Here is a 25,138-nt window from a genome sequence, read left to right on the forward strand (position 1 = left end):
GTGGGAGGGGGTCCGTCGGCTACCGTCCGGGGCGTGGACGACGCCCTGGTCAACGTGGTCGACGTCGAGGCGACCTGCTGGGACGGGCAGCCGCCGCCCGGCCGACCGAGCGAGATCATCGAGGTCGGGCTGACCGTCGTCGACCTGGCCGCCGGCGTGCGGGTGTCGAAGCACCGCGTCCTGGTCCGGCCGCAGCGCAGCGCGGTCAGCGCGTTCTGCACCGAGTTGACCGGGCTCACCCAGGCCGAGGTGGACACCGGGGTGTCGTTCGCCGAGGCGTGCCGGCTGCTGGCCGCCGAGCACGACGCCGGCGCGCGCCCGTGGGCGAGCTGGGGCGACTACGACCGCAACCAGTTCACCCGCCAGTGCCGGGCCACCGGGGCGCGGTACCCGTTCGGCCGGGTCCACACCAACGCGAAGGTCGCCTTCACCGAGGCGCACGGGCTGCGCAAGCGGCCGGGGATGGCGCAGGCGTTGGAGATCGCGGGCCTGCCGCTGGAGGGCCGCCACCACCGGGGCGAGGACGACGCGTGGAACATCGCCGCGCTCGTCCTGCACCTGCGCGCGCGGGACGCCTGGCCCGTCCCGGCCTGACCACGGCCGGCCCGCCGGGGCGCGCGGTCAGCGCGGGAGCAGCAGCGCCGCCAGCTCGACCAGGACCATGACCACCGTGCCCGCCGCGACCGCCGCCGGCAGCACCGCGCCGGTCCGGCGGCCCCGCCGACCCTCCCGGTACCGCCACCGGGCGGCCACCAGCACCACGATCCCCAGCGCGGCGGTGACCCCCATGCCGACCACGGCGGCCAGGCCCACCCTCGGCACGGTCAGCCGCGCCAGCACGGCCGACCCGGCGATCATGGCCAGCGCGGTCCGCTGCCACGCCAACGCCGTCCGCTCGTTCTGCGCGCCCCGGTCCACCCGCTACGCCTTGAGCACCAGCACGACGACCGCCGCGACCACGACCCCGACCGCGAGCACCAGCCCGATCGCGAACGACGGCAGCGGCTGCTGGTCGCGCATCGCGCGCTCGCTGCGCGCCCACCGCACCCACGACACGACCGCGCACACCAGCCCCAGGCCGACCAGCAGCAGCGACAGCCCGGTCTCCAGCGCGCCGGGCAGGCCCAGGTCCACCGCGTCGACCGCCACCCCGGACGCCAGCAGCGCCAGCGCGGTGCGGATCCACGCCAGGAACGTCCGCTCGTTGGCGAAGCTGAACCGGTAGTCGGGCTCGTCGCCCGACCCGTAGACGCCGCGCGGCCACCGCGAGCCGGTCATCGCAGCACCTTCCCCGGCACGCCGAAGGCCAGCAGCGGGCCGACGACCAGCGCCGTCACCGCTCCCGCCAGCACCGTCGCCACCTGCGTGTTGTCGCCCAGCGGGCTCTGCGTCGGCAGCAGCGCGCCCAGCCCGAACCCGGCCGCCATTACGACCACCACCGAGACCGCGCCCAGCAGCAGCGCCTCCTGCCGGGGCACGCGGTCGCCGCGCGCGCCCACCGCCAGGCCGGCGACCCCCGCCACCAGGTGCTCCACGTCGGCCAGCGAGCCGAGGAAGACGAAGGACGCCACCACGTACAGGCCGAGGCCGAGCCGGATCCGGCTGCGCCACGGCTGGGCGATGCCCGCCGACACCAGCGCGCCCACGGCCAGCGCGCCCGCCGAGAAGCCGACGTCGGAGGTGCCCGCGACGCGGACCGCCCACTCCCAGCCGGTCGCCCGCAGCGCCAGCAGCAGCACCGCGCTGAGCAGCACCGCCGCGAAGTGCGAGACCACCGCCGCGACCACCGCGAACCGGGTCCCGCGCAGCCACTCCGCCGCGCCGACGAACAGCGCGAACGACCCGGCCATCGGCACGTACGCCACCGGCACGAAGGCCAGGAACGCCCCGGTGACCGGCGTCCACCACCGCCCCTGCTCGAACGCCGGCAAGCCGAACGCCACCCACTCGTACCACGGCTGTTCCGACGCCTCGGTCCACAGCGACCCGGTGGCGACACCGACCACGAGCATCACCGCGACCACGGTCGCGGTGAACGGCACCCTGCGCAGCACCTCGACCACCGACATAGTGCAATTATCGGGCAGCGCCCGGCCGGCGCGCGCCACCCCCGTCCACTGCGGACGGTCGACGCGCGTTTCCCCGAGGGCTCGGCACACCCGCCGGGCGGCCTGCGGGGACCGCGCGGAGACCCTACGGTTGGGCCTCGGCGTCGACGGGACCGAGGTGCAGGGGTGGACGAACGAGCGGTCGACGGCAACCCGGGAACCCAGGCCGACCGTCCGGGCGCAGAGCGCGGGGCACCGGACCGGGGTGGCCGCCCGGCGGGGGGCGGGTTCGAGGCGTGGGCGTCGCGCGCGGTCGGGGCGCTGCCCCAGGTGGTGCGCCGGGTGCCGTTCACCGGCTCGGTGGTCGCCGTGCTGGTGGTGGTCGGCCTGGTCAGCCGCACGGTGTGGCGCCCGCTGTGGCGCGAGCCGTGGTTCGCCGAGGTCGCCTACGGCGCGCCCGCGCTGCGCGAGGGCAAGCTGTGGACGTTCGTCGTCGGGTGGTTCTTCACCCTCACCCCGGCCCAGTTCGCGGGCGGTGTGCTGCTGTTCGCGGTGCTGGTCGGCGCGTGCGAGCTGCGGTTGGGCACCCGGCGCGCGGCGCTGGTCGCGGTGCTCGGCCAGTTCGGCGGGATCGTCGGCGCGTCGCTGCTGGTGTGGGCGTTGTCCGCGACACCGTGGACGTGGGCGCAGCACGTCGCGCAGGCCCGTGACGTGGGCTTCACCACCGGCGCGCTGGCCGTCGTGGCGGTCACGTCGGCGACGCTGCGGTCGCCGTGGCGGCTGCGGGTGCGGGCGGCGCTGTGGTTCTACGCGACCGTGGCGTTCCTGTTCGAGGGGACGTTGACCGACGTGTCGCACGGGCTGGCGGTGCTGGTCGGCATGGTGGTCGGGCAGCGCCTGTGGGGCGTCGAGCCCGGGTACGCGCCGCGCACCCGCCGGGAGACCCGCATCCTGGCGTTCGGCGGCCTGGTGGTGCTGGTGCTCACCGAGCTGGTCGTGCTGCTGTTCCCGAACCACGGGCCGTTCGGCGAGACGTCCGGTGACGCCGCGCCGCTGCTGGACGTGCTGGTGGACCTGGTGCTGGTCGGGTTCGTGGCCAACCAGCTCCGCTGCGGCAAGCGGTGGGCGTGGTGGGTGGCCGTCGTGCTCGGGGTGCTCAACGTGCTGGGCGCGGCGGTCGCGCTGGCGCTCATCCTGCTCGACGAGCTGCCCGGCGGCGCCCCGGTGGCGCTGGGCAGCGGCGTGCTCTGGGTGGGCGAGCTGGCGCTGCTGCTGTTCGACCGGGGCTCGTTCCGGGTGCCGCTGCGCCGCCGGCTGCCCGGCGGGGTGGCCGCCGACGAGCTGAACCTGTCCCGGGCGCGCGGCCTGCTCACCGAGGTGGGCGGCTCGACCATGTCGTGGATGACGGTGTGGCCGGAGAACCGGTTCTACTTCACCTCCGACGGGCGCGGGTACGTCGGCTACCAGCGGCACGCCGGGGTGGCGATCGCGCTGGCCGACCCGGTCGTGCCCGCCGGCACCGCCGCCGAGGCGGTGCGCGAGTTCGCCGCGATGAGCGAGCACGGCGGGCTGGTGCCGTGCCTGTTCTCGGTGACCGACGAGGTGGCGCGGGCGGCGCGGGCCGAGGGCTGGCAGACCGTGCAGATCGCCGAGGACACCGTGGTGGACCTGCCGGACCTGGCGTTCAAGGGCCGGAAGTGGCAGGACGTGCGCACCGCGCTCAACCACGCCGCGCGCGACGGCCTGGAGTTCCGGCTGGTGCGGCTGGCCGAGCAGCCGTTCGCGGTGCTCGCCCAGGTGCGGGCGATCTCGGAGCAGTGGGTGGGCGACAAGGGGCTGCCGGAGATGGGGTTCACCCTGGGCGGCGTGGACGAGGCGCTGGACCCGCAGGTGTGGGTCGGGCTGGCGGTCGACGGGACGGGCAGCGTGCACGGCGTGACGTCGTGGCTGCCGGTGTTCGGGCCGGGCGGGGTGGTCCGGGGGTGGACGCTGGACGTCATGCGCCGGCGCACCGACGGCTTCCGGCCGGTGATGGAGTTCATGATCGCGTCGGCGTGCCTGGAGCTGCGGGACCGGGGCGCGCTGTTCGTGTCGCTGTCCGGGGCGCCGCTGGCCCGGGGCGGTGCGGCGGACCTGGACGGCGTCGACCGGGTGCTGGACAAGCTGGGCGGCGCGATGGAACCGCTGTACGGGTTCCGCTCGCTGCACGCGTTCAAGGCGAAGTTCTCACCGCGCTACGAGCCGGTGCACCTGGCGTACCGCGACGAGGCCGACCTGCCCCGCATCGGCCTGGCCCTGGTCCGCGCCTACCTGCCCGACACGTCGACCCGCCAACTGCTCGCCGCGTCGTTCAGCAGGTCTTGAGCCCATTGAGGACGTCCGATGTGGACGTCCTCAGTGGACTGACGGGGTCGGCCAGGTCTTGTCGCTCAAGAGGTCTGGTCGCCGAGCCCCTCGCGGAACCACGACGTCATGTTCTCCTCCGTGCGCGGGAACCAGCGGTTCTCGGTGGCGAAGTCGTCGGACGTCGGCGGCGCCTGGAACTTCGGCCGCTCGTCGCGGTTGTAGCGGATCTGGTACCGGAACGGCGGGTCCGCGATGTACTCGAACCCGACCCACGTGCCCAGGCCCTCGGCGTACATGCCCTTGCGCAGCTGCTGGAACTCCCGCCACACCTCCGGCGGGATGTCCCAGCCGCGCACCGACCCGTCGGCCATCCGGACCCCCGCCTCCGCCTGCGTGTGCCGGCCGACCATGTCGGCCCGCAGCACCAGGCGCTGCCAGCCCTCGGGCAGCGCGGCGATCACGGCCTGCGTGATCTCCGCCAGCTTCTGCTGCTGCTCGACGGGGCTGAGCTGCGGCCAGTTCGCCATCGTGTGGAGTCCTCCTCGAACGCGTCCGGTCGGCGGGCGCGGTACTCGTCCGTCCGCAGCCTACCGCTGCGGTTGCCCGTCCTCCCGCGCGCGCAGCGCGGCCTCGCCCTCGTCCAGCACCGCGCGCAGCCACGGCGGCACGTGCTCCGCGTCGCGCGGGAAGACCTCCAGGTCCCGCACGAAGGCCGCCGGGTGCAGCGGCGGCCACCACTGCGGGTCCTCGTCGTAGTTGAACGACACCTGCGGGGCGGCACCGCGCCGCAGCACCACCCGCGCCGAGAACCACGTGCCGCGCCCCTCCTCGTACAGGACGCCGCGCAGCTCCTGGAACGCGTCGGTCACCACCGGCGACAGCACCACCGTGCCGGGGTCCGCGCCCCGCTCGTCCACGACCGACACCGCGAAGTCGTAGGCCGACACGGTCGCCGTCACCGACAGCGCCAGCTCCGACCAGCCCGCCGGGGCCGCCGACGCGAGGGCGTTCGCGGCCTCGGCGACCAGCTCACCGGCCCTTGAATCGCTGGAGGGGTCCATAGTTCACCTCCGGCTTGTTCGGGAACACGCGTTCCTTGGTGACCACGCCGTCCACGATCTTGTTGTCGTCCGCGTCCAGCAGCGGCTTGCCGTCCGGGCCGGTCTTGTAGGTGACCTCCTGCCAGCGCATGGTCACCTCGCCCGGCACGCCGTCCGCGTCCCGCTGCATCCGCACCTGGTAGTTGCGGACGTCCTGGCCGGGCACCTCGGCGAAGTTCTTCAGCGCGACCTCCTGGGCCCGCCACGACGCCTCGTTCGTCCAGCCGTCCTTGTAGTTGCCGGAGTTGGACGACGCCATCTGCGGGTGCATGTTCAGGTACTCGCCCAGGCCGCCCAGCTCGTTGGACACCAGGTGGCCGCCCGCCCACTTGACCCGCGCGTCCTCGACCTCCTGCGCGGTGCGCGGCCGGTCGGGGGTCTCCGGCGGGAACGCCGCCTCGCCCTCCATCTGCGCCCGCCGCTGCGCGCCCCGGTCCTTCTGGTCGTCGCGGTAGTCCGGCTTCTGGCCGCCGGCCTCCACGTCGCCGGTCATCGAGTCGGTCTGGCCGTGGCGGTCGGTGTGGAAGGTCAGGAACAGCTCGTCGTTGTGGTAGTTCGGCACCCGGTACTGCACGTCGGGCAGCAGCGGGTGGCCCAGGTCGGGGTTGAACCCCGCCCACTTCTGCTCCTCCTTGCCGACCGGCTTGCCGTCCGCGCCCAGCACGGTGTTCTGCTTCGAGCCCGGCTCCGCCTCGACCCACTTCACGGTGCCGTGCTCGTCGGTGAAGAACGTCGTCCGGGTGCCGTTCGCGTGCTGCACCGGGTAGGCGGTGTACCCGTCAAGCGGCGTGTGCCCGCGCAGCGGGGCCGGCACCGGGTCGGGCGCGTCCGGCCGGTGGAAGTCCGGGTCGGCGTTGCCGTCCGGGATCATCGGCCGCTGCTGGTGCGGCACCTCGATCGGCGGGTCGTGCACGGCGATCGGCTGCGGCGGCTCGCCGGGCCGGTGCGTGGGCCGGTCCCAGTCGACGAACCGCTCGTGGAACGCCGGGTCGTCGGGGGCGATGACCCGCGTCGGGGGCGGCGGGTCGAAGGCCGGGTCGTCGTCCGCGTCGAGCCCGTCCGGGTCGTCGCCGTCACCGCGCGCCTGCGCGTCGTCGGGGTCCAGGTCGTGCTTGTCGGCGTCGGGCGTGTCCGGGGTGAACGCGTCGTCGCCCGCGCGGCTCGTGCTGCCGTCCGGGTGGTGGGTGTCCCACTCGCCGTTGGGCGGGATGCGCGGCGTGCGGTTGCCGTTGGCGTCCACGTCGTAGTCGGACGAGAACACCCGCCCCTGCGAGTCGGTCCAAGCGGGCTTGGTCGGGGCCAGCACCGGGGTGTCGAGTTCGCGGGACAGCCGGCGGGCGAAGTCGTTGGAACCCGCGTCGCACCCGATCAGCCGGATCGGCCGGCCGTCGTAGTCGCCGTTGCGGCGCAGGACGTCGGCGAACTCCTCGGGCGAGTAGGTGTGGTCGCCGATCCGCGCCCGACCGTCCGGCGTGACGTGCACGTCGACCGTGTACCGCCCGTCGGGGTCGGGCTGCACGCGGTGCGGCAGGTCGCCCATCCGGTCGTCACCCCGGTGGAACGACGTGCCGGAGGGGGTGGACTCGGCGTGCCGGCGGTTCACCTCGTCGGGACCCGGCCGTTCCTGGGGCGCGTGCTGCTGCGGTTCGGTGTGGGGCGGGTCGTTGTGCGGCGGGTTGTCGTGTGACGGGTTGTGGTGGGACGGGTTGTGATGGTTCGGCGCGTGCTGGCCCGGTGCGTGCGGGCCACGGCTCATCGGCGGGGTGCCGGATGGACTGTGCGTGCCGGGCGGTGGGCCGTTGAACGGGCCTTGCGGCGGGGTGGGCCGCCCGTGCGGCACCGGACCCTCGTGCGAGGGGTGCGGGCCGCGTGCACCGGGCGCGCTGGACCCGACGTCGCCGCGACTGCCGGACGTCCCGGTCCAGCCGCCGCCACCGGGCCTCGCAGGTGCAGTCCCCGGACCGCCGCTGTTCGGACCTCCACTGTGCGGAGCGCCGGGCGTACCGCCGCCGGGCGCGTGCCCGGGACCGCCCGGGGACGAACTCCCCTGCGGCGAGGTGAAGTTCGGCTCTCGCTGCGGCCCGAACGGGGTGTGCGGCTGGCCGGGGCGCGCGGGAGCGTCCGGCGTGGCCGCCGTCGAAGTCTGCGTGTGACCGGAAGGCGTGTGCGCAGGAGGTGTGTGCGCAGAAGGTGTGTGGCCGGGTTGCGGGCTGCCGGAAGGCGTGTAGCCGGGTTGCGGCTGAGGGGAAGGCGTGTGGCCGGTCGGGGTGTGACCGGGTTGCGGGTGACTGGTCTGCGGGTGACTGGTCTGCGGGTGACTGGTCTGCGGGTGGTCGGTGCGCGTCGGACCGGGGTTGCCGCCCGGCCCACCACGGTGCTCCCCCACCGGCGAGTGGTTGCCGGGTGCGGGGTTTCCGCCGGGCCCGCCGCGGGTTTCGCCGACCGGGTGGCGTCCGGCGGGGGTGGTCGTGCCGGGTGGGGCGGCGTTCGGGTTGCCGCGCGGCGGGTCGGTGTCGGGGTTGCCGGTGCTGTCGCCCCGTCCGGGGCGGGTGCCGGGGTTGGCCGGCGCACCGGGGTCCCCCGAGCCCGGCCGGGGGCCGGCGTCGGGTGGGGCGGAGGCGGACGTGGACGTGGTGCCCTCGCCCGGCCTCGGCGACCGGCTGCCCGCATCACCGGGACTGCCCGGGTCACCGGAGTTCCCCGAGTTGCCGGAGTTCCCCGAGTTGCCGGAGGTACCCGAGGTGCCGGCATCGCCCGAGTTGCTTGAGTTGCCGTCGCCGGAACCGCCCGGGGTGTCGCCGGAGCCGTCCCGCCCGCTGCCGCGCCCGGTGCCGGCCGACGGCGCGTCCACGTCGGCCCGGCCGGTCTGGAGGAAGCCGCCCTTCTTGATGTTCTTCGGGTCCAGCACGTCCAGGCCGGTCGCCTTGCCGGCCAGCTTGCCGACGACCTTCATCACCTTCTCGAAGACCTCCACCAGACGCTTGAGCATCGGCGAGACCTTCTTGATGGTGTTCAGCAGGTCCTGGATGATCTTGGCGATCTTGGCCGCCCACTTCGAGATCGCCGTCACCGCCTGCGCGACGATGACCGGCGTCCCGAAGCCCAGCGAGAACACCGCCTCCAGCACCCACGCGATCAGCTTGCCGACCAGGTCGGCGATCAGGTCGCGCACCATCTCGCGCACGAACCCGACCACCATGCCCATCAGGCCCACGACCGTCCCCACGGTCGAGGAGGCCGACGCGGCACCGCTCAGCGCGTCGCCGTGGACCTGCGCGTTGGTCAGGTAGGCGGCTGCGGCGGCGCCTTCCCACCCGGCCGTGCCACTGGCCACCGCCGCCTTGTAGTCCTCCGCGACCTTGCCCAGCTCGGTGCCGACGTTGTTCCACGTCGTGGAGTACGACTCGATCACCGGCGGGTTGCCGGCCAGCCAGTCGAGCATGTCCTTCAACGGCTGGACGTGCTCCATCAGGAACGACGCCGCCGACGACATCAGCGTGCCGAACGGGTCGATGGCCATCGCCGCCGCGTCGGCCGCCAGCCCGACCATGCCCAGGCCGGCTTCGACCCAGTTGCCGTCCTTGACCCCGTTGAACGTGTCCATCGCGGACTCCGCGATCGACACGCCCGTGGCCCAGCCGTTGTCCCCGGTGCCGGCGTTGAAGGACGAGCCCGACTCGGCGGGCGGCGCGGCCACCAGGGGGTTGTCGCCGGCCATCAGCCACCCGCCTGGAAGCTGTCGCGGATGGACTCCTCCATCTCGCGGTACTGGGCGACGGTGCCGCGCACCTCCGTGCCGGCGGCCTCCATCGCCGCGACCGCGCCCTGCAACGCCTGGAGCCCCCACGACTCCACGGGGTCGAGCATCATCCGGAACGGCTGGCAGATGATCCCGTAGGCGTCGGTGGGCATGGAGACGGTCTGCGCCGCCTGCACCGCGCCCTCGATCCGCGCGCTCAGATCGTCCAGCTGTTTGCTGTGACCGTCCAGCGTCCCCGCGACGATCTCGAACCCGGCCATGCCCCGTCCCCCGAATCGCGTTGCCCACGGCGCCCGCCGTCGGCGGTCACTGTATGAATGCCGACGCGGCCACGTCGAGTTCGGTTCCGGTTGACCTGGAAACCGCATGTCGGGTGCCGTGACGTGAATCACCCGCACCCGACCGGCCGTGTCCCCGGGTTTGCCGCCCACCGGTTCGGCCGCGAGAGAGCTGTGGGGTCAGACCGCCGGCTGCGCCTCGACCGACGTCCAGCCGGTGTGCTTGGCGGGGTGGTCGTCGCCGGAGGACCGGCCGCGCAGCCGGCGGCCCAGCCACGGCACGACGTGCTCGCGGTAGTAGCGGGCCTCGGTGGCCAACCGCCGCGCCACCACCGGGTGCTCCACCGGGTCCGGCGTGGTCGGGTGGCCCAGCGCGGACAGCACCAGGGACGCGACCCGGGCGTGCCCGGCGGGGTTGAGGTGCAGGCGGTCGGGCGACCAGTACGCCGCCCGGGTCACCTCGACGTCGTTGAACGCGTCCACCATCAGCAGGTCGTTGCGCCGGGCCAGGGCCTTGACCGCCCGGGTCAGCGCCACGCCCCGGCGGTGGACGGTGCGGCCGAACGGCAGCCGGCGCGACGGGTCCGCGCCGCTGAGCACCACCAGCCGCACGCCGGCGTCGGCGCAGCGGCGGACCGCGTGCTCGGTGAGCCGGACCAGCCGGTCCGCGTCGACGCCGGGCCGCATCATGTCGTTGCCGCCGCCGTTGAGCGTGATCAGGGTGGGCAGCGGGTCCATCGCCAGCGCGAGGTCGAGCTGATCGGTGACGATCGGCTCCAGCAGCCGGCCCCGGACCGCGAGGTTGGCGTAGTGGACCGGCTCGTCGAGCACGGCCGCCAGTCCCTCCGCCACCCGGTCCGCCCAGCCCCGGCACGTGCCGTCCGGGCGCTCGTCCCCGACGCCCTCGGTGAAGCTGTCGCCGATGGCCGCGTAGTGCACCGCCGACCCTCCCTTCGTCCACATCGGCCTCCACAATAGGCCGCCGGTCGGCTCGGGTGCGCGGGCCTGCCGGAGGATGGGTGCGTGACGCACGAGGACGACGCGGGGACGGCCCAGGCGTGGGCGGCGCTGGGCGGGTCGGCCACCGCCGTGGAGTTCGACCTGGTCCGGGGGCCGCTGGACGCCCGCCTGCCGGTCCGCGAGCTGGCCCGCGCGACGGTTGCCGCGTGCTCGCTGGCCGCCGCCGAGCTGCTCGCCCACCGCAACGGGGTGCCACCGCCCGGGGTCCGGGTGCACGAGGGCGCGGTGGCCTCGGCGTTCATCAGCGAACGGCACCTGCGGGTCGACGGCCGCGCCCTGCCCCCGTTCGCGCCGCTGTCCCGGTTCTGGCGGACGGCGGACGGCTGGGTGCGCACGCACGCGAACTACCCGCACCACCGGGCGCGGCTGCTCGCTGCGGCCGGGGTGCCCGACGCGGGTGACGACGACGTGGTCGCCGCACGGGTCGCCGAGGTGTTCGCGGCCCGGCCCGCCGAGCGGGTGCAGGAGGACGTGTACGCGGCGGGCGGTTTGGCGGTCGCCGTGCGCGGGGTGACCGGTGAGCGGCACCCGCTGGTCGAGACCCGGGTGGTCGGCGGCGGCGAACGCGGCCTGCCGCCGGCCGGGCTGCCCGCGTCCGGGGTCCGGGTGCTGGACCTGACCAGGGTGATCGCGGGCCCGGTGGCCACCCGGACGCTCGCGCTGCTGGGCGCGGACGTGCTGCGGCTGGACCCGCCGGGCCTGCCCGAGCTGGACGCCGCGTCCGCCGACACCGGGCTGGGCAAGCGGTCGGCGGTGCTGGACCTGGCCACCGACCGGGAGCTGGTCGACAGCCTGCTGGCCACGGCGGACGTCGTGGTCACCGGTTACCGGCCGGGCGCGCTGGACCGGTTCGGCCTGGCCCCGGACGCGCTGCTGGAACGGCGGCCGGGGCTGGTGGTCGCGCAGCTGGGCGCGTGGGGCTGGTCCGGTCCGTGGGCGACCCGGCGCGGGTTCGACAGCCTGGTGCAGGCGGGCAGCGGGATCGCCGTGGTCGAGGGCGACGAGCGGCCCGGCGCGCTGCCGGCGCAGGCGCTGGACCACGGCACCGGGTACCTGCTGGCCGCCGCCGTCCTGCGCGGGCTGGCCGAACGCGCGCGAACGGGTGGGCGGCACGTGCGACTCTCCTTGGCGGGCACCGCTTCCTGGCTGCTGCACGACCTGCGGCCGTCCGGGGTGGAGGGTGCGGAGCACGACCCGGCACGGTGGCTGGCCGAGGTGGACTCGTCGTACGGCCGCCTCCGGTACGCGCGGTCCCCGATCGGCTACGCGGGCGCACCCGACACGTGGAGCCGCCCACCGGGCCGGTGGGGCGCCGACCGGCCGGAGTGGTCGCGGTGACCGGCCGAAGTGGTCGCGGTGACCGGGCGCTCTACGCGCGGACCGGGCGCTGCGGGGCCCACGCCGAGGCGAACGCGGCCCACACGACCGGGGAGAACGCCGGGTCGCCGGTCCGCTCCCAGCGGGTGGCCTGCTCGCGCTGCCACGCGCCCAGCGCCGCGACCGGGTCCGGTGCGGACTGGGCCGCGTCCACCGCGACCACCGCGCGGTCGAGCACCGGGGTGGGCCGGAAGCCGGGCACCAGCGCGGCCAGGCCGGCGTCGGTCGGCAGCGTCCACCGGGTCGACACCACGTGCTCCGCTCCGCCGTGCACCAGGGCCGCGACCAGCCCGGTCGGCTCCGCGAAGCGGGCGTCGCCGCCGCTCTCGCACGCCACCAGCGCGACCCGGTTCGGGATGCGCCACGGGCGCGGCGCACCCGGGCGGTGCCCCAGTGCGATGTCGGCGGCGGTCAGCGGGCGGTGCGCGCCCACCGTCGCGGCACGGCCCGTGGTGGCGGTCCCGCAGGACAGGTGCAGGCGCGCGTCCAGCGCGTGCCCGCCGGTCGTGACGTGCCCGACGTAGAGCAGCCGGCCCGCGTCGCGCAGCGCCTCCTCCAGCACGTCCCGGTCGACGTCGTCCCGCCGCACGCCGCCGGGCGCGAGCCGGGCCGCGAGCGCGGTCAGCTCCGGCCCCGGCGCACCGAGCACCGACCCGAGGCCGGACGCGTCGCCGAAGCCCGGCACCCTCGGGTCGAGCACGCCGACCACCGGCCCGGTGAACGGCGACACCCGGCGTGCCACCGCGTTGCGGACGGTCGCGGGCGGCAGGACGGACACGTCGGCGTTGTGCACCGTCCGCTCGCCGTCGTCGACCCGCAGCGCCTCCCACGGCACCAGGGCGGTCGACGGCGACGGGCTGATCCGCAGGTGGGGCCGCCGGCCCGAGGTGATCACCGCGTTCAGCTCGACCGCGAGCGGGTGCGGCAGCAGCGCCGAGGCCAGCCGGGCGGACAGCGCGACCTCGCGGTCGCGGTCCACGAGCGGGCCCCGGCCGAGCGCCCGCGCCAGCGCGTCGCCCGCGCTCTCGCCGGGCAGCGGTGACGGGGTGGCCCGCGCCAGGTCTGCCAGCGGGCCCCGCACCTCGGCCCGGGGCAGCACCAGCACGCGCGGGCGCGAGGGTTCGTGCTCCCACCGCCACGAGACGTAGAGCTCGCCCGCGTCCACGAACTTGACCTGCACCGCTACCACGACGCCACCGCCTGCTCCGAGCGCACCGGGAACCCGTAGCGGCGCTCGGCCACGTCGATCCACCGGTCCAGGGCGGACGGCACGGCCGGGTCCGGCCGCACCCTGGGCGGCAGGGCGAACCCGGTGGCCGGGAACGCCGGGTCCTCGCCCGTGCTCGCCGCGAACGAGGCCGCGTAAGGGAGGTGGTCGCCCTCTGAGGAGGGCAGCGGACGTTCTCCCGCTGCGGATGACGGCGATCGCGGTACCGGCGGCACCGGCAGGCCCACCAGCTCACCGCGTGCGGCCGAGGTTTCCGGGACGGCCTCGGCGAGGCTCAGCGACGCGGTGCCCGCGACGTGGTCGATGTAGGCCGCCGCCAGCTCCACGTCCCCGACGGCGGCGATCGCGGTGAAGGCCGACCGCAGCGCCGGTGCCGCCGCGAGCGCGACCCACCGCTCCCGCACCGGGCCGTGGCCGAACCGCTGCCGCACCGCCTCGGCCGCCAGCGCCCCGGGCAGCGCGTGGTCCAGCGCCCGTTCGCTCAGCTCGCGCCGGGCCTGTCCGTCCACTGTGGACGCCCAGCGGACCAGGGCGTCGGCCCGCCACCACGCGCCGCCCAGGGCGACGTGCCAGAGCCCGGCCCGCTGCGCGACCTCCGCCGCCTCGCCGTACTGCCCGTCCGCCGCCGCGTACTCCCCCAGCGCTTCCAGCGCCGCCCCGCGCACCTGGAGGACGGCGATCCGCTCGACGGGCGTCCCGGAGTGGTCGGCCGCCACGCGGTCGAGCATCTCCAGCGCCTCGCGCGGCCGGCCGCGCACGACCTCCACCGCCGCCCGCCCGTGCAGGCACACCAGGAGCCCGCGCTCGTCGCCCGAGGCGCGCAGCAGCTCCTCGGCCTCGCCGTAGAGCGCCACCGCCCGGTCGTTGGCCGAGTCCAGGTAGGCGAGCCGGGCCAGGCTGAGCACGGCGGCGGCCTGGGCCGCCACGTCGCCGGTCGCCGCCGCCAGCTCCCGGGCCAGTCCGAGGTGCTCGGCACCGCCCGCCCGGTCGCCGGTCCCGTCCGCGACGTCGGCCAGGGTGGCGTGCACGAAGGCGGCGAGCTGCGGCGCGGACGCGTAGGCCAGGTCCAGCGCCGCCGTCGCCACCTCGGTCGCCTCGCCGAACCGGCCGCACGCGGACAGCACCGCCGCGCGCACGGCGAGGATCGGCGGCTGCCCGCCCGCCAGGCCCTCGGCCTCGTCCAGGTCGGCCAGGGCCTCGGCCGACCGCGACTCGTGCCGCAGGTGCTGGGCGCGGGCGACCAGCGCGTTGACCAGGACGCCCGCCGTGCCGTAGGCGTTGCCGACGCGGTGCAGGACGGTGCGGCCGAGGGTGATCGCCTCGGTGTTCCAGCGCAGCGGGTCGACCAGGCCCGCCAGGTTCGCCGCCACGCCCGCCCGGCACACCAGGGCCTCGTCCTCGTCCGAGCCGAGGGTTTCCCGGTACGCGGCCTCGAACGCGGCCAGCGCGCCCGCCGCGTCACCGGACATGGCCAGCATCGCGCCGTGGCTGTTCAGCGTGCCGCAGCGGTGCCAGCGCGGACCAATCGGCTGCACGCCGTCGGGCCGGTCGACCAGCCGGCCGTACTCGGCCGCCCGGACCGGGTCGCCGGCCGCCTCGGCGATGGCGGCCAGGTCGGCGTGGGCGTGCGGGGCGAGGTGGGGCGCGTGCGCGGCGGCGAGCCCGGCCGCCGTCGACGCCTCGGCCTCGGCCTGCGCGAAGCGGCCCTCGGCCAGCAGCAGGCGGGCGCGGACCAGGTGCAGCACCACCGCCTCGTGCGGCCGGGCGGTGGCGAAGCCGCGTTCCACGTCCTGCCGCGCCTCGGCCGTCCGGCCCAGCTTGGCCAGGACGTCGGCGCGCGAGCCGAGCACGACCGCGCGCGCCTCCGGTCCGGCGACCGCCAGCGCGTCGGTGAGCAGCGCCGCCGCCCGCTCCTGGTCACCGGACGCGTCCAGCACGCCCGCGAGGTTGACCAGCGTCGTCGCCCGCTGCCCGGCCGCCGCCACGCCCAGCGCGCCCTCCAGCGCGGCGACCGCGCCCGCGACGTCACCGGCCTGGAACCGGTGGACGCCGTCGTCGTTCAGCTCCGCCCACCGGCTCACCGGCGGCCCGCCAGGCGCTCGGTGGCGGTGGCGTCCGGTGCGCCGGGCCGGGTGCGGGCGTAGGCGATGAGCGCGGCCCGCCGGCCGGCCGCGTCCGGGTCGCCCGGTGCGTCCGGCGGGGCGAACCCCGGCGCGTACACGGTGAGCCGGCGCGCGGCGGGCGGCAGTAGCAGGACGGTCGGCGGCACGGGGGTCCGGCCGGTGCGCCGACCGAGGCCGTCGGTGCCGTCGAGCACGACGTCCACCGCCGCGAACCGGGCCGCCAGCGGCACTCCCGCCCGGGGACCGACGGCCACCGAGACGTCGAGGAACGTGCCGCCGCCGCGCCGGACCACGGCCCACCGCGCGTCGGCCGCCGCGTCCACCGCGCCGGCCGGGACCAGCGCCCAGTCCACCGGGTCCGCTCCACTGTGGACGGTCACGCCGTCCGTCGCGGGCGCGTCGCCGGCGGCCAGGGCGAACTCCGCACGGGTCACGGCGGGCGCGGGCAGCACGACGCCGCAGTCCTCGGCGAGCGCGGCCAGCCGCTCCGACAGCCCGGCCACCACCGGGTCGGCGGGCACCGCCGCCACCGCGCGGGCGGTGGCGTCCTCGTCGTCGAGCAGGTGCTCCACGGCGGCGGTCGCCAGGGCGCGTTCGGCGTGCAGCACCGAGAGGTCCAGCGCGGGCACGCCCGCCTCGCCGGACGCGGGCCACCACGCCTCCAGCCAGTTCAGCTGGGCCAGCGCGCGGCCTTCCGGCCAGGGGCCGGCCGTGACCTCGTCGGCGTCGCCGAGGATCGCGGCGGCGGCCTGCTCGCCGTAGACCTCCCACAGCCAGTCGGCCGCGCGCGCCGGGTCGTGCACCCGGGCGGTCGGCGCGGCCCCGCCCAGCACGTCCCACGCCAGCACCGCGCCCCGCGCCTCCAGCAGCGCGGCGCGCTCCGGGTGCGGCCGGTCGCCGACCTCGATGCCGTCGCCCCTGGTGATCCTCACCCGGCGGCCCGCCGTTCCAGCGCCGCGCGCAGCCGGTCCCGCTGGTCCAGGATCACCGACCGCAGCACGCCGTCCAGCACGTCCCACAGCCCGTCCGCCGGCACGGCCTCCCGCCTCAGCTCACGGCCGTGCACGCGGACCCACAGCCGGCGCAGGTACGCCTCGCGCACGCCCGCCACGTCCGCCCGCACGCCCTCCGGCACCGCCGCCGGCATCCGCCGGGCCCGCCGCACGTAGGACTCGCGCTCCCACCGGCCGCGCAGCCTGGCCGCCGCGTCGCCGGTCGCCGTGCCGGCGAGCCCCGCGACCGCCTCGCGCCCGAGCACCATCACCACCCGCCCGGCCTCCTCGGCGAGCTGCCACGGCTGGGCGCTGCGGGCGATCTCGGTGCGCACCAGCGCCGGCACGTCGGCCAGGGCGTCGCGGTGCGCGGTGGTCAGCGGGACGAACAGCCGTTCCACGATGGACCGGTCGAACGGCTTGGGCAGGGTCTGCTTGGCGGCCGTCTCGCCGAGTTCCGGGCGTGCGGGCCGGTCCCGGTCGGACAGCCCGTGCGCCCGCGCCGCGCCCGGCCCGTCCAGGTCGGCCGCGCCGCGAGCACCGGCCCGCCGGGCGACCAGCGCGTCGAACAGCGCCTGGTCCGGGTCGGTGGCGCAGGTGGCGAGGAACTCGGCCACCCGGTCCGGACCCGTGCCGGTCCGGTCGGTCGGCTCCGGTGCGGACCGGCCGGACCACGCGGCGTCCAGCAGCGCGGTGAGCCCGGCCGCGTGGGCCGGGTCGGTCACGAACCGGCGCAGGTCCGCGACGGTCGGCCCGCCCTGGTCGTGCACCTCGGCCAGCACGGCGGCGGCCCGGTCGGCGGCGTTCGGGCTCAGCCGGGGGTCGCCGTGCGCGGTGGCCAGCTCGTAGCAGCGCTGGAAGTACAGGTCCTGCGGGTTGCCGTCGGTGATGCCCGCCCGCCGGCGGGCCTTCTTCAGCACCAGGAACCAGGCGGCGGTCGCGGCCAGCACCGGGCCCGCCTCGACGATCCGGTCGCACAGCGCGTCGGCGTGCTCGGCGGCGACCGCGCCCGCCGCGAACTCCGGGTTGAGCACCGGCCGCAGCACCAGCGGGTCGAGCACGAGCTTGACCGTGCGGGCCAGCGGGCGGCCCGCCTCGTTGCTCAGCGGCGCAACCGCGTCGCCCAGCCGGGCCCACGCCCGCTCCACCAGCAACCCCCTCGGCGACGCCGTCCCCGGGGTCGCCGCCCGCGCGCCAGTAGTCACCCGGCGAGCCTAGCCGGTCGGACGTACGCGCTGGTCGCAGGCAGATGCGGCGGCGTTCCTGTGATCGGTAGGCCGAGGTCGAGCGGCACCCTCGGCACCATGAAGCTGCCCCAGCCGGACCCGGTGCACGGGACGCCGCCCCAGTTCTACCCGGCCCTGCCCTACGGCAAGCCGCCGCGCCGGCGCGGACCCGCCCTGCTGCTGATCCCGCTGGTCCTGTTCGCCGGGCTGTTCTTCGGCGGCTCCTACCTGGTCACGCCCGAACCGGACGTCGAGGCCGGGGGCACCCCCGGCTTCGCCGCCGTCGACGGCCGCGAGGTCGTCCTCGTCCCCTACACCCGGCACGGCCCGCGCGGCATGTTCCAACTGCTGTTCCAGGACATGTTCCAGGTGCGGCTGGCCGCGCGCGACGTCGCCACCGGCGAGCTGCGCTGGGACACCCAGCTGTCCGACGAGCTGATCTGGGACGCCGACGTGCTGGCCAGCGGCGAGCGCTACACCTACCTGGCCACCGACGACGGGCTGGTGGTGCTGGACCTGGCGGACGGCACGCGGGTCACCGGCGGCGCGGAGGTCGACGGCCTCGGGCCCGCCCACATCGCCGCGCCGTGGGCCTACCGGTACGACGCCGAGAACCGCCGGGTGGTCACCATGGGCGGCGACGGCCGGGTGTCCACGATCGCCCTGGACAGCACCACCGCGACGCCCGCCGACCCCCCGACGACCGCCGCCTGGGCCGGGCAGCTCTCCGAGCGGGCCACGCCCGCCCCGCCGACCGGCACCAGGTCCCAGGCCGAGTACGCCGGCGGCCAGGTCGAGCTGGTCGCCCGGGGCGACGGCGGACCCGGCCACACCCTGGTCAAGGTCGCGCCGGACGGCGGTCGCACCCCGGTGGGCGGCGCGGTGTTCCAGCAGGCCGGCCTCGTGGTCACCGGCACCGCCGCCGCCGGGGCCGGGTCCGCGCAGGTGCTCGTCGTGCACAGCCGGGGCGTCAACGACCCGGCCAAGCAGCTCAGCGCCGTCTCGCTGACCACCGGGGAGGTCACCGGCAGCACGCCGATCCCCACCACCGCGACGACCGCAGCCGTGACCAGCCCGCACGGCGTCACCGCGATCGGAGTCGGCGACGTCGTGGCCGCGCTGGCTCCGGACGGCCGCCTCACCGCCGTGCCGATCGGCTCCGCCGACTTCTTCGGCACCCCCTCCTGAGATCCCCTCACCCGTCACCACCCCCGATCGTGAGAAAGGACCCACCATGAAGTTCTTCGCCTGGCTCGTGCTGCTGATCGGCACCGCCTGCACCGTCGGCTACGTCGCCACCGGGGTCACCGGCGACGACGAGTTCGCCTGGCTCAACGGCTGGATGGCCGGCCCGCTGCTGCTGCTGTTCGCGGTGCCGATGCTGTTCAGCGCGGCGCGGCTGACCAGCGGCATGTCGCTGCTGGGCGGTGTGCACAAGTCGTTCCACGGCGCCCCGATCGGCATCGGCCGCGTGGTGGGCGTGACCCGCACCGGTCTGACCGTGAACGACCAGCCGCAGCTCGAGCTGCGGCTGGAGATCGACACGCCGGACGGCCGGACGCTGCCCGGGACCGCCCGGCAGCTGGTCGACCTGACCGACCTGGCGGCGGTGCGGGTCGGCGCGACCCTGCCGGTCCGCTACCTGCCCGACGGCCGCGCCGCGCTGGCCACCGACGCCTCACCCGACGAGCTGCAAGCCGCCCTGGACCAGGTCCACCTGGCCAAGGGCCTCATCACGCCGCAGCAGCTGCACATCGCGCGCGCCGGCGTCGACGCGCAGGCCGTCGTGCTGTCGATGGCGCCGACCGGCGAGGTGCGGCACGACCGGTCGGTGGTCGTCCTCACGCTGCGGGTCACCCGGCCGGACCGCGCGATGTTCGACGTGACCCAGCAGAAGGCCGTGCCCGCCTCCTCGCTCGGGCAGCTCCAGCCCGGGTCCGTGGTGCGGGTGAAGTACCTGCCGCACGACCAGTCCGAAGTGGTCGTGCTGACCCAGTTGGCGCCCTGACCCCCGCAGCGGGCACCCGGCGCACGGGGGTGGCGGGTCGGAGTCGCGGCGGCGGGGACAATGGTCCGCGACTGCCTGCGGAGGTGTGGTGGAGTTCTTCCTGCTCGGTGAGGTTGCGGCGCGGTCGTCCGGTGGGCCGGTCGACCTCGGGCCGGCGATGCAGCGGTGCGTGCTCGCCGCGCTCGCGGTGGACGCCGGGCGGGTGGTGCCGGTCGGGCGGGTCGTCGAACGGGTCTGGGGCGTCGACGCGCCGGCCCACGCCCGCTCCACCCTGTCCACCTACACCTCCCGGCTGCGGGCCGCGCTGCCCGACGCCCGCATCGTGTGGCGCTCGGGCGGCTACCTGCTGGACGTGCCGCCGGAGGACGTGGACCTGCACCGGTTCCGGGCGCTGCGCCGGGCCGGGGACGTGGTCACCGCGCTGGGGCTGTGGCGCGGCGAACCGCTGACCGGGCTGGACAGCGACTGGGCGCGCGCCGAGCGCGAGCTGCTGCGCCAGGAGCGGCTGTCCGCCGAACTGGACCTGGTGGACGACCGGCTGCGGCAGGGCCGGGGCGAGGGGATGGTGGCCGACCTCGCGGGCCTGGTCGCCGCGCACCCGCTGGACGAGCGGCTGGCCGGGCAGTACCTGCTGGCCCTGCACCGGGCCGGGCGGTCCGCCGACGCCCTGGAGCACTTCCACCGCGTCCGGACGCACCTGCGCGACCACCTCGGCGCGGACCCCGGCGAGCCGCTGCGCTCCCTGCACAGCCGCATCCTGAACGCGGACCCCGGTCTCGTCCCCACCGCCCCGGTCGAGCCCGCACCCGCCGCGCCGCCCCGGGCCGCGCCGCGCCAACTGCCCGCCGCGCCCGGTCCGTTCGTCGGCCGCCCCGACGAGCTGGCCCGGCTGGACGAGGTCGACGGCACGGCGGTCATCTCGTCCATCGCGGGCGTCGGCGGCATCGGCAAGACGTGGCTGGCCCTGCACTGGGCGCACCGCAACGCGCACCGCTTCCCCGACGGCCAGCTGTTCGTCGACCTGCGCGGGTTCGGCCCGGAGGCCGACCGGGTCGACCCCTCGGCGGCCGTGCGCGGGTTCCTGGAGGCGCTGGGCGTGGACCGCGACCGCGTCCCGGTCGAACCGCACGCGCAGACCGCGCTGTTCCGCACGACCGTCGCCGACCGCCGGGTGCTGCTCGTGGTGGACAACGCCGCCGACACCGGCCAGGTCGTCCCGCTGCTGCCCGGCACCCGGTCCTGCGCGGTGCTGGTGACCAGCCGCAACCGGCTGCCCGGCCTGGTCACCCGGCACGGCGCGCGCCCCGTGCCGCTGGACGTGCTGACCGAGGCCGAGTCGCGGGCGCTGCTGGTCGGGCGGCTCGGCGCGGACCGCGTCGCCGCCGAACCCGAGGCGGTGACCGAGCTGGTCGCGCGGTGCGGCGGCTTCCCCCTCGCCCTGGGCATCATCGCCGGCCGCGCCGGGTCGAGCCCCGGCGCGAGCCTCGCCTCGGCCGCCGCCGAACTGCGCGACCTGGGCCTGGCCGCGCTGGACGACGGCGACCCGGCCGCCAGCCTGCCCGACGTGCTGCGCTGGTCGTACCTGGCGCTGCCCGCCGAGCAGGCCGCCGTGTTCGCGCTGCTGGGCATCGCGCCGGGGCCGACCACCGACCTGCGCGCGGCGACGAGCCTCGCCGGGCTGCCCGCCGGCCGGGTCGCGGCGGCGCTGCGCGGACTGCACCACGCGTCGCTGGTCGACGTGGACGGCGCGGGCCGGTACCGGATGCACGACATGGTCCGCGAGTACGCCGCCCAGCGCGCGCACGAGCACCTGTCGGCCGACGAGCGCGGCGCGGCGCTGCGGCGCGCGGTGGACTTCTACCTGCACACCGCGCACGCGGGCGACGTCCTGCTGGACCCGCACCGCACCCCGGTCCGCCTGGAGCCCGCCGCACCCGGCGTCACGCCGGTGCCGTGGGCCGACGAGAGCGCCGCGCTGGCGTGGTTCGAGGCCGAGCACGCGTGCCTGCTGGCCGCGCAGCAGGTGGCCGCCGACCATGGCCGGCACCCGGCGGTGTGGCACCTGGCGTGGGCGCTGTCGACGTTCCACAAGCGCACCGGCCGTTCAGCGGACCAACTGGCCGCGTGGCAGGCCACCCTGACCGCCGCCGAGCACCTGCCCGACCCGACCGCGCGCATCCAGGCGCACCGCCAGCTCGGCCGCGAGTTCTCGGTGACCGCGCGGCACGACGACGCGCTGCACCACCTGCACGCCGCGTTGGAGCTGGCCGACCGGGACCCCGCGCAGCAGGCCGTCACGCACTGGGCGCTGGCCTGGGCGTGGGAGATGCGCGGCGGCGACCACCAGGCGCTGGACCACGCCGGACGCGCGCTGGCGCTGCACGAGCGGATGGAGGACCCGATCGGCCTGGCCATCGCCCTGAACCAGGTCGGCTGGTACGAGGCGAAGACGGGCGCCCCCGACCGGGCGCGCGAGCACTGCGAAGCCGCGCTGGCGCTGCACCGCAAGCACAACAACCGCGACGGCGAGGCGAACACCCTCGACAGCCTCGGCTTCATCCACCACCACACCGGCCACCACGAGGAAGCCGCCACCCACTACGGGGAGGCGATCAACCTCTACCGCGAGCTGGGCGACACCTACGAGACCGCCAGCACCCTCAACCGCCTGGCCCAGACCCACCTCGCCCGGGGCCGCCCCGCCGAGGCCCGCGCCGCGTGGCACGAGGCCCTGACCCTCTACCAGTCCCAGCACCGGACCGCCGACGCCGACGCCGTCCGCCGCCACCTGGCCGACCACGCCGGCTGACCGCTGCCGAGGCGTCAGCCGCGACCGCTGCCGAGGCAGACGAACGGTCGGCGCAGCGGGTCCACCGCGATCGCCTCGGCCAGCGCCACGGCCGGTTCGGCACCGGCCGCCACGTGCCGGTGGTAGTCGTCCATCGCCGCCGCGCACGCCTGGTCGCCCACCCGGCTCAGCGGCGCGACCACCATGTGCGAGCCGCTGGCCAGCAGGGCGCTGGCGAACCCGAGCGGCTCGTCACCGGAGCGGATGCGGTTGAGCGCCAGCTCGCACGACGCCAGCACCACCTGCCGGGGCGGGTGGGACAGCCCGGCGACCTCGTGCGCGTACAGCGGGCCGTCGACCAGTTCCAGCCTGGAGAACAGGGCGTTCTCCGGCTCGTGCACGCCGTGGGCGGCCAGGTGCGCGATCTCCGCGCCGTCTAGGGCGGCCAGCACGTTGGCCACCGTGGCGCGCTCCTCGGACAGCAGCGCGGCGGTCGCGTGGTACGCGCCCAGCTTGTCGATCTCGCCGACCGCCGCCGGCAGCTCCGGCCCACGGGCCAGCACGGTGCGCCCGTCCGGGCTGCGCTCGGCGCGGTCGGCCGCCAGCCACGCCGTGGCGGACGGGGCGACGACCGTGGGGCGGCCGTGCAGCGACGGCAGCACGCCCCACGGGATCGCGTAGAGCGCGCCGGTCGGCACGACCACCAGGTCGCGGTCGCCGACCAGGTCGGCCAGCGGCGCGATCAGCTGTTCGTCGATCAGGTCGGCCTGCTTGCGGGCGGACGCCGACATCACGGCAGCCAACTGCGGCGGCAGGTGGTCCGGGGCCAGGGCGTTGAGGTCGGCGTTCAGCATCCGGGCGGCCTCCCCGGCCCGCTCCCACGAGCCGAGCCGCGCCAACCGCACACCGGACGCGACCACGACCAGCGCCACCAGGGAGTCCTCCGAGCTGGCGAAGCTGACCAGCGCGCGCTCCCCCAGCTGCGCCATCACCTCGGCGAGCCCGGCCACCGGGCGCGACCGGCCCCACTGGCCGGTGTGCCAGCCGAGGCGGTTGGCCTCGCGCATCCGCTCGGCCCGCCGGGCGCGCAGCGCGGCGGTCGGGTGGCCCTCGTGCTTGGCCTGGTGGATCGACTGGGTGAGGGTGCGGATCTCCGCGATGCGCTCGGCCAGCACGGGGTTGTCGAACCGGGTCAGCGGCTCGTAGCGGTAGACCTGCGCCCGGGTGCGCTCCAGCCAGGCGAACAACCGGCGCGGGCTGCCCCCGGACAGCACCAGGTGCACCGCCAGCTCGGCCAGGTCCCGCCCGTGGAGGGCGGTACCGGACAGCAGTTCCAGGCCGCCCATCCGGTCGCGCACGTGGTCGAGGTCGGTCAGGCCCGCCCGGATCTCGGCCAGCGCCGAGGTGTGCTGTCCCCGCGCCACGGCGAGTTCGGCGCGGCACAGCCGGCGCAGCATCCGGTGCTCGATCGGCGTGAGCCGCCCCGGCCGGGGCACGGCGGCGAGCACCCGTTCCGCCGAGTCGAGCGCGCCGCGCCGGATCTCCAGCCGCACCGCCAACATCCGGGCCAGCGCCGCCTGCTCCGCCAACCGGGGCACGGCGAGCCCGTCGGCGAAGTCGAGCGCCCGACGAGCCAACACCCGCAACGACACCGCGGGCGGCGCAACACCACCCGACCCGCCGGCACCCGCCCCGGACTCGGCTGCCGTCTCCCCTCCGGCCTGGGACCCGGCCGTGTTCGGGTCCTCGGCGGAGAGCGCCACGACGGTGTCCACGCGCAGCGCCACCAGCGTCGCGTTCGCCACGCAGGTCTCGCACCCCCACCGCCGCATCCGCTGCCGCGCCGACGCCGCCATCGTCCGCGCCACGCCGAAGTCGCCGGTCATGTAGGCCGCGACCGCCCGGTACAGCTCCACGTCGGCGAGGTCGCGGGTGACGCTCTCCTCGGCGCGCATCACCGGCAGCACGCCGTCGAGCTGGCTGCCCGCCTCGTCGGCGAGCCCGGCGGCCATCAGCGCCTGTGCGCGGTGCAGGCCGAGCAGGACCGGCACGTCGAGGTCTTGCGCGCGGTAGGAGCGCTCGCTGCTCTCGTAGCGCCGCAGCGCCGCCGGCACGTCCCCGATCCGCAGGTCGAGCCGACCGAGCGCGTAGCTCGCATCGGCGGCCCGGGTGGTCAGCCCGTGCTCGGTGGCCAGCCACACGGCCCGGTCGAGGTCCTGCCGCGCCCGCGCGACCGACCCGAGCTTGGTGTGCGCGGTGCCGCGACTCCACAGGGTCTTCACCACCGCCTCGACCAGCCGGGGTTCGTCGGGCCCGGCGGCGAGCCGGCGCTCCTCGTGGTGCAGCGCGGAGTCCAGCACGGCGACGCCCTCTTCGGTGCGCCCGGCGTGGAGCAGCAGCAGCCCCTGGTTGTGCCCGACGCTCCCGAACAGCTCGTCCCGGAGCACCGGGTCGGCGACCTGCCCGATCAGCCGCCGGACGTCGTCCAGCCCGGCGAGCCCGGCGGTCGGCCCGGCCGTCTCCGACGTCAGGGCGGCCAGGGTGGACGACAACCGGATTCGCGCCACCAGCCAGTCCGTCCGAATGTCCGGGTCGACCGGATTGATCGCATCGGCCAGGCTCAATCCCCGGCGAAGATCACGCACTGCCGCGCGGTGCTGCCCGGCGCACGACGCGTCCACCCCGCTGCGGTGCAACTCGCGCGCTTCTCGGATGACCACGGCCTCGTTGGGAACAACGGTCACAGGCACTTACCCATGACATCACACGACGCAACCGAACAAAGCCCGCCGACCAGGTCCGGTCGGCGGGCTTCGTGATCACGATCGAGTGATCAAGGATTGA

Annotated in this window: 19 protein-coding genes; 6 read left to right on the forward strand and 13 right to left on the reverse strand. The window is 76.1% G+C overall.

Going from position 1 to position 25,138, the window contains the following annotated elements; genetic code table 11:
• Positions 1-33: 33 nt before the first annotated feature.
• Entirely contained in the window at positions 34-594 is a 561-nt protein-coding gene (locus AB0I60_RS20885; protein WP_360732087.1) for a 3'-5' exonuclease, read from the forward strand.
• 27 nt (positions 595-621) lie between these two features.
• On the opposite strand, the gene AB0I60_RS20890 is transcribed toward AB0I60_RS20885, so the two are convergent.
• Genes AB0I60_RS20890 through AB0I60_RS20900 form a run of 3 tightly spaced genes read right to left on the reverse strand, consistent with a single transcriptional unit; the run spans position 622 to position 2,069 of the window.
• Positions 622-918, reverse strand: coding sequence for a DUF202 domain-containing protein (locus tag AB0I60_RS20890; protein WP_360732088.1), 297 nt, complete (start codon positions 916-918; stop codon positions 622-624).
• 3 nt (positions 919-921) lie between these two features.
• A complete protein-coding gene (locus AB0I60_RS20895) occupies positions 922-1,278 on the reverse strand; it encodes a DUF202 domain-containing protein (protein ID WP_360732089.1) in 357 nt (118 codons plus the stop codon).
• A complete protein-coding gene (locus AB0I60_RS20900) occupies positions 1,275-2,069 on the reverse strand; it encodes a hypothetical protein (protein WP_360732091.1) in 795 nt (264 codons plus the stop codon). The genes AB0I60_RS20895 and AB0I60_RS20900 overlap by 4 nt, the downstream gene beginning before the upstream one ends.
• 165 nt (positions 2,070-2,234) lie before the next feature.
• Here AB0I60_RS20900 and AB0I60_RS20905 point away from each other — a divergent pair, with 165 nt between their 5' ends.
• Positions 2,235-4,412, forward strand: a complete 2,178-nt coding sequence (locus AB0I60_RS20905) for a DUF2156 domain-containing protein (protein ID WP_360732092.1) — start codon at positions 2,235-2,237, stop codon at positions 4,410-4,412.
• Between the two features lie 65 nt (positions 4,413-4,477).
• Here AB0I60_RS20905 and AB0I60_RS20910 read toward each other — a convergent pair whose 3' ends face one another.
• The 5 genes from AB0I60_RS20910 to AB0I60_RS20930 all read right to left on the reverse strand — a co-directional run bounded on the left by AB0I60_RS20910 (position 4,478) and on the right by AB0I60_RS20930 (position 10,495).
• The gene (locus AB0I60_RS20910; protein WP_360732093.1) at positions 4,478-4,921 is read right to left on the reverse strand and encodes a hypothetical protein; all 444 of its coding nucleotides are present in this window, start codon (positions 4,919-4,921) and stop codon (positions 4,478-4,480) included.
• Between the two features lie 60 nt (positions 4,922-4,981).
• On the reverse strand, positions 4,982-5,455 hold the full coding sequence (locus tag AB0I60_RS20915) for a hypothetical protein (protein WP_360732094.1): 474 nt from the start codon (positions 5,453-5,455) through the stop codon (positions 4,982-4,984).
• Positions 5,424-9,212 carry a hypothetical protein gene (locus AB0I60_RS20920; protein ID WP_360732096.1) on the reverse strand — a complete coding sequence of 1,263 codons (3,789 nt, stop codon included), beginning with the start codon at positions 9,210-9,212 and terminating at the stop codon, positions 5,424-5,426. Before AB0I60_RS20920 ends, AB0I60_RS20915 begins: the two co-directional genes overlap by 32 nt.
• Positions 9,212-9,514, reverse strand: coding sequence for a type VII secretion target (locus AB0I60_RS20925; RefSeq protein WP_360732098.1), 303 nt, complete (start codon positions 9,512-9,514; stop codon positions 9,212-9,214). The genes AB0I60_RS20920 and AB0I60_RS20925 overlap by 1 nt, the downstream gene beginning before the upstream one ends.
• A gap of 198 nt (positions 9,515-9,712) precedes the next feature.
• The gene (locus AB0I60_RS20930) at positions 9,713-10,495 is read right to left on the reverse strand and encodes an SGNH/GDSL hydrolase family protein (RefSeq protein ID WP_360732100.1); all 783 of its coding nucleotides are present in this window, start codon (positions 10,493-10,495) and stop codon (positions 9,713-9,715) included.
• A 60-nt stretch (positions 10,496-10,555) separates the two neighbouring features.
• Here AB0I60_RS20930 and AB0I60_RS20935 point away from each other — a divergent pair, with 60 nt between their 5' ends.
• Complete coding sequence (locus AB0I60_RS20935; RefSeq protein WP_360732102.1) at positions 10,556-11,890, forward strand: CoA transferase; 1,335 nt, start codon at positions 10,556-10,558, stop codon at positions 11,888-11,890.
• A gap of 31 nt (positions 11,891-11,921) precedes the next feature.
• Here AB0I60_RS20935 and AB0I60_RS20940 read toward each other — a convergent pair whose 3' ends face one another.
• The 4 genes from AB0I60_RS20940 to AB0I60_RS20955 are packed head-to-tail and all read right to left on the reverse strand — an operon-like array spanning position 11,922 to position 17,477.
• Positions 11,922-13,118 carry a CHAT domain-containing protein gene (locus AB0I60_RS20940; protein WP_360732104.1) on the reverse strand — a complete coding sequence of 399 codons (1,197 nt, stop codon included), beginning with the start codon at positions 13,116-13,118 and terminating at the stop codon, positions 11,922-11,924.
• On the reverse strand, positions 13,112-15,238 hold the full coding sequence (locus AB0I60_RS20945) for a hypothetical protein (RefSeq protein WP_360732106.1): 2,127 nt from the start codon (positions 15,236-15,238) through the stop codon (positions 13,112-13,114). The genes AB0I60_RS20940 and AB0I60_RS20945 overlap by 7 nt, the downstream gene beginning before the upstream one ends.
• Positions 15,235-16,212 carry a hypothetical protein gene (locus AB0I60_RS20950; protein WP_360732108.1) on the reverse strand — a complete coding sequence of 326 codons (978 nt, stop codon included), beginning with the start codon at positions 16,210-16,212 and terminating at the stop codon, positions 15,235-15,237. The genes AB0I60_RS20945 and AB0I60_RS20950 overlap by 4 nt, the downstream gene beginning before the upstream one ends.
• Positions 16,209-17,477, reverse strand: a complete 1,269-nt coding sequence (locus AB0I60_RS20955; protein WP_360732109.1) for a hypothetical protein — start codon at positions 17,475-17,477, stop codon at positions 16,209-16,211. Before AB0I60_RS20955 ends, AB0I60_RS20950 begins: the two co-directional genes overlap by 4 nt.
• A 99-nt stretch (positions 17,478-17,576) precedes the next feature.
• Here AB0I60_RS20955 and AB0I60_RS20960 point away from each other — a divergent pair, with 99 nt between their 5' ends.
• The 3 genes from AB0I60_RS20960 (at position 17,577) to AB0I60_RS20970 (ending at position 22,315) form a co-directional block, all read left to right on the forward strand.
• Positions 17,577-18,686 (forward strand): PA2928 family protein, encoded by a 1,110-nt coding sequence (locus AB0I60_RS20960; protein ID WP_360732111.1) that lies wholly within the window; start codon positions 17,577-17,579, stop codon positions 18,684-18,686.
• A gap of 46 nt (positions 18,687-18,732) precedes the next feature.
• Positions 18,733-19,506 (forward strand): hypothetical protein, encoded by a 774-nt coding sequence (locus tag AB0I60_RS20965; protein ID WP_360732113.1) that lies wholly within the window; start codon positions 18,733-18,735, stop codon positions 19,504-19,506.
• Between the two features lie 88 nt (positions 19,507-19,594).
• The gene (locus AB0I60_RS20970) at positions 19,595-22,315 is read left to right on the forward strand and encodes a BTAD domain-containing putative transcriptional regulator (protein WP_360732114.1); all 2,721 of its coding nucleotides are present in this window, start codon (positions 19,595-19,597) and stop codon (positions 22,313-22,315) included.
• 14 nt (positions 22,316-22,329) lie between these two features.
• Here the strand turns inward: AB0I60_RS20970 and AB0I60_RS20975 are convergent, their stop codons facing one another.
• A complete protein-coding gene (locus tag AB0I60_RS20975) occupies positions 22,330-25,038 on the reverse strand; it encodes a CHAT domain-containing protein (protein WP_360732116.1) in 2,709 nt (902 codons plus the stop codon).
• Between the last annotated feature and the right edge of the window lie 100 nt (positions 25,039-25,138).

It is taken from the genome of Actinosynnema sp. NPDC050436 (genome assembly GCF_040655415.1).
In the GTDB taxonomy this organism is placed as follows: domain Bacteria; phylum Actinomycetota; class Actinomycetes; order Mycobacteriales; family Pseudonocardiaceae; genus Actinosynnema.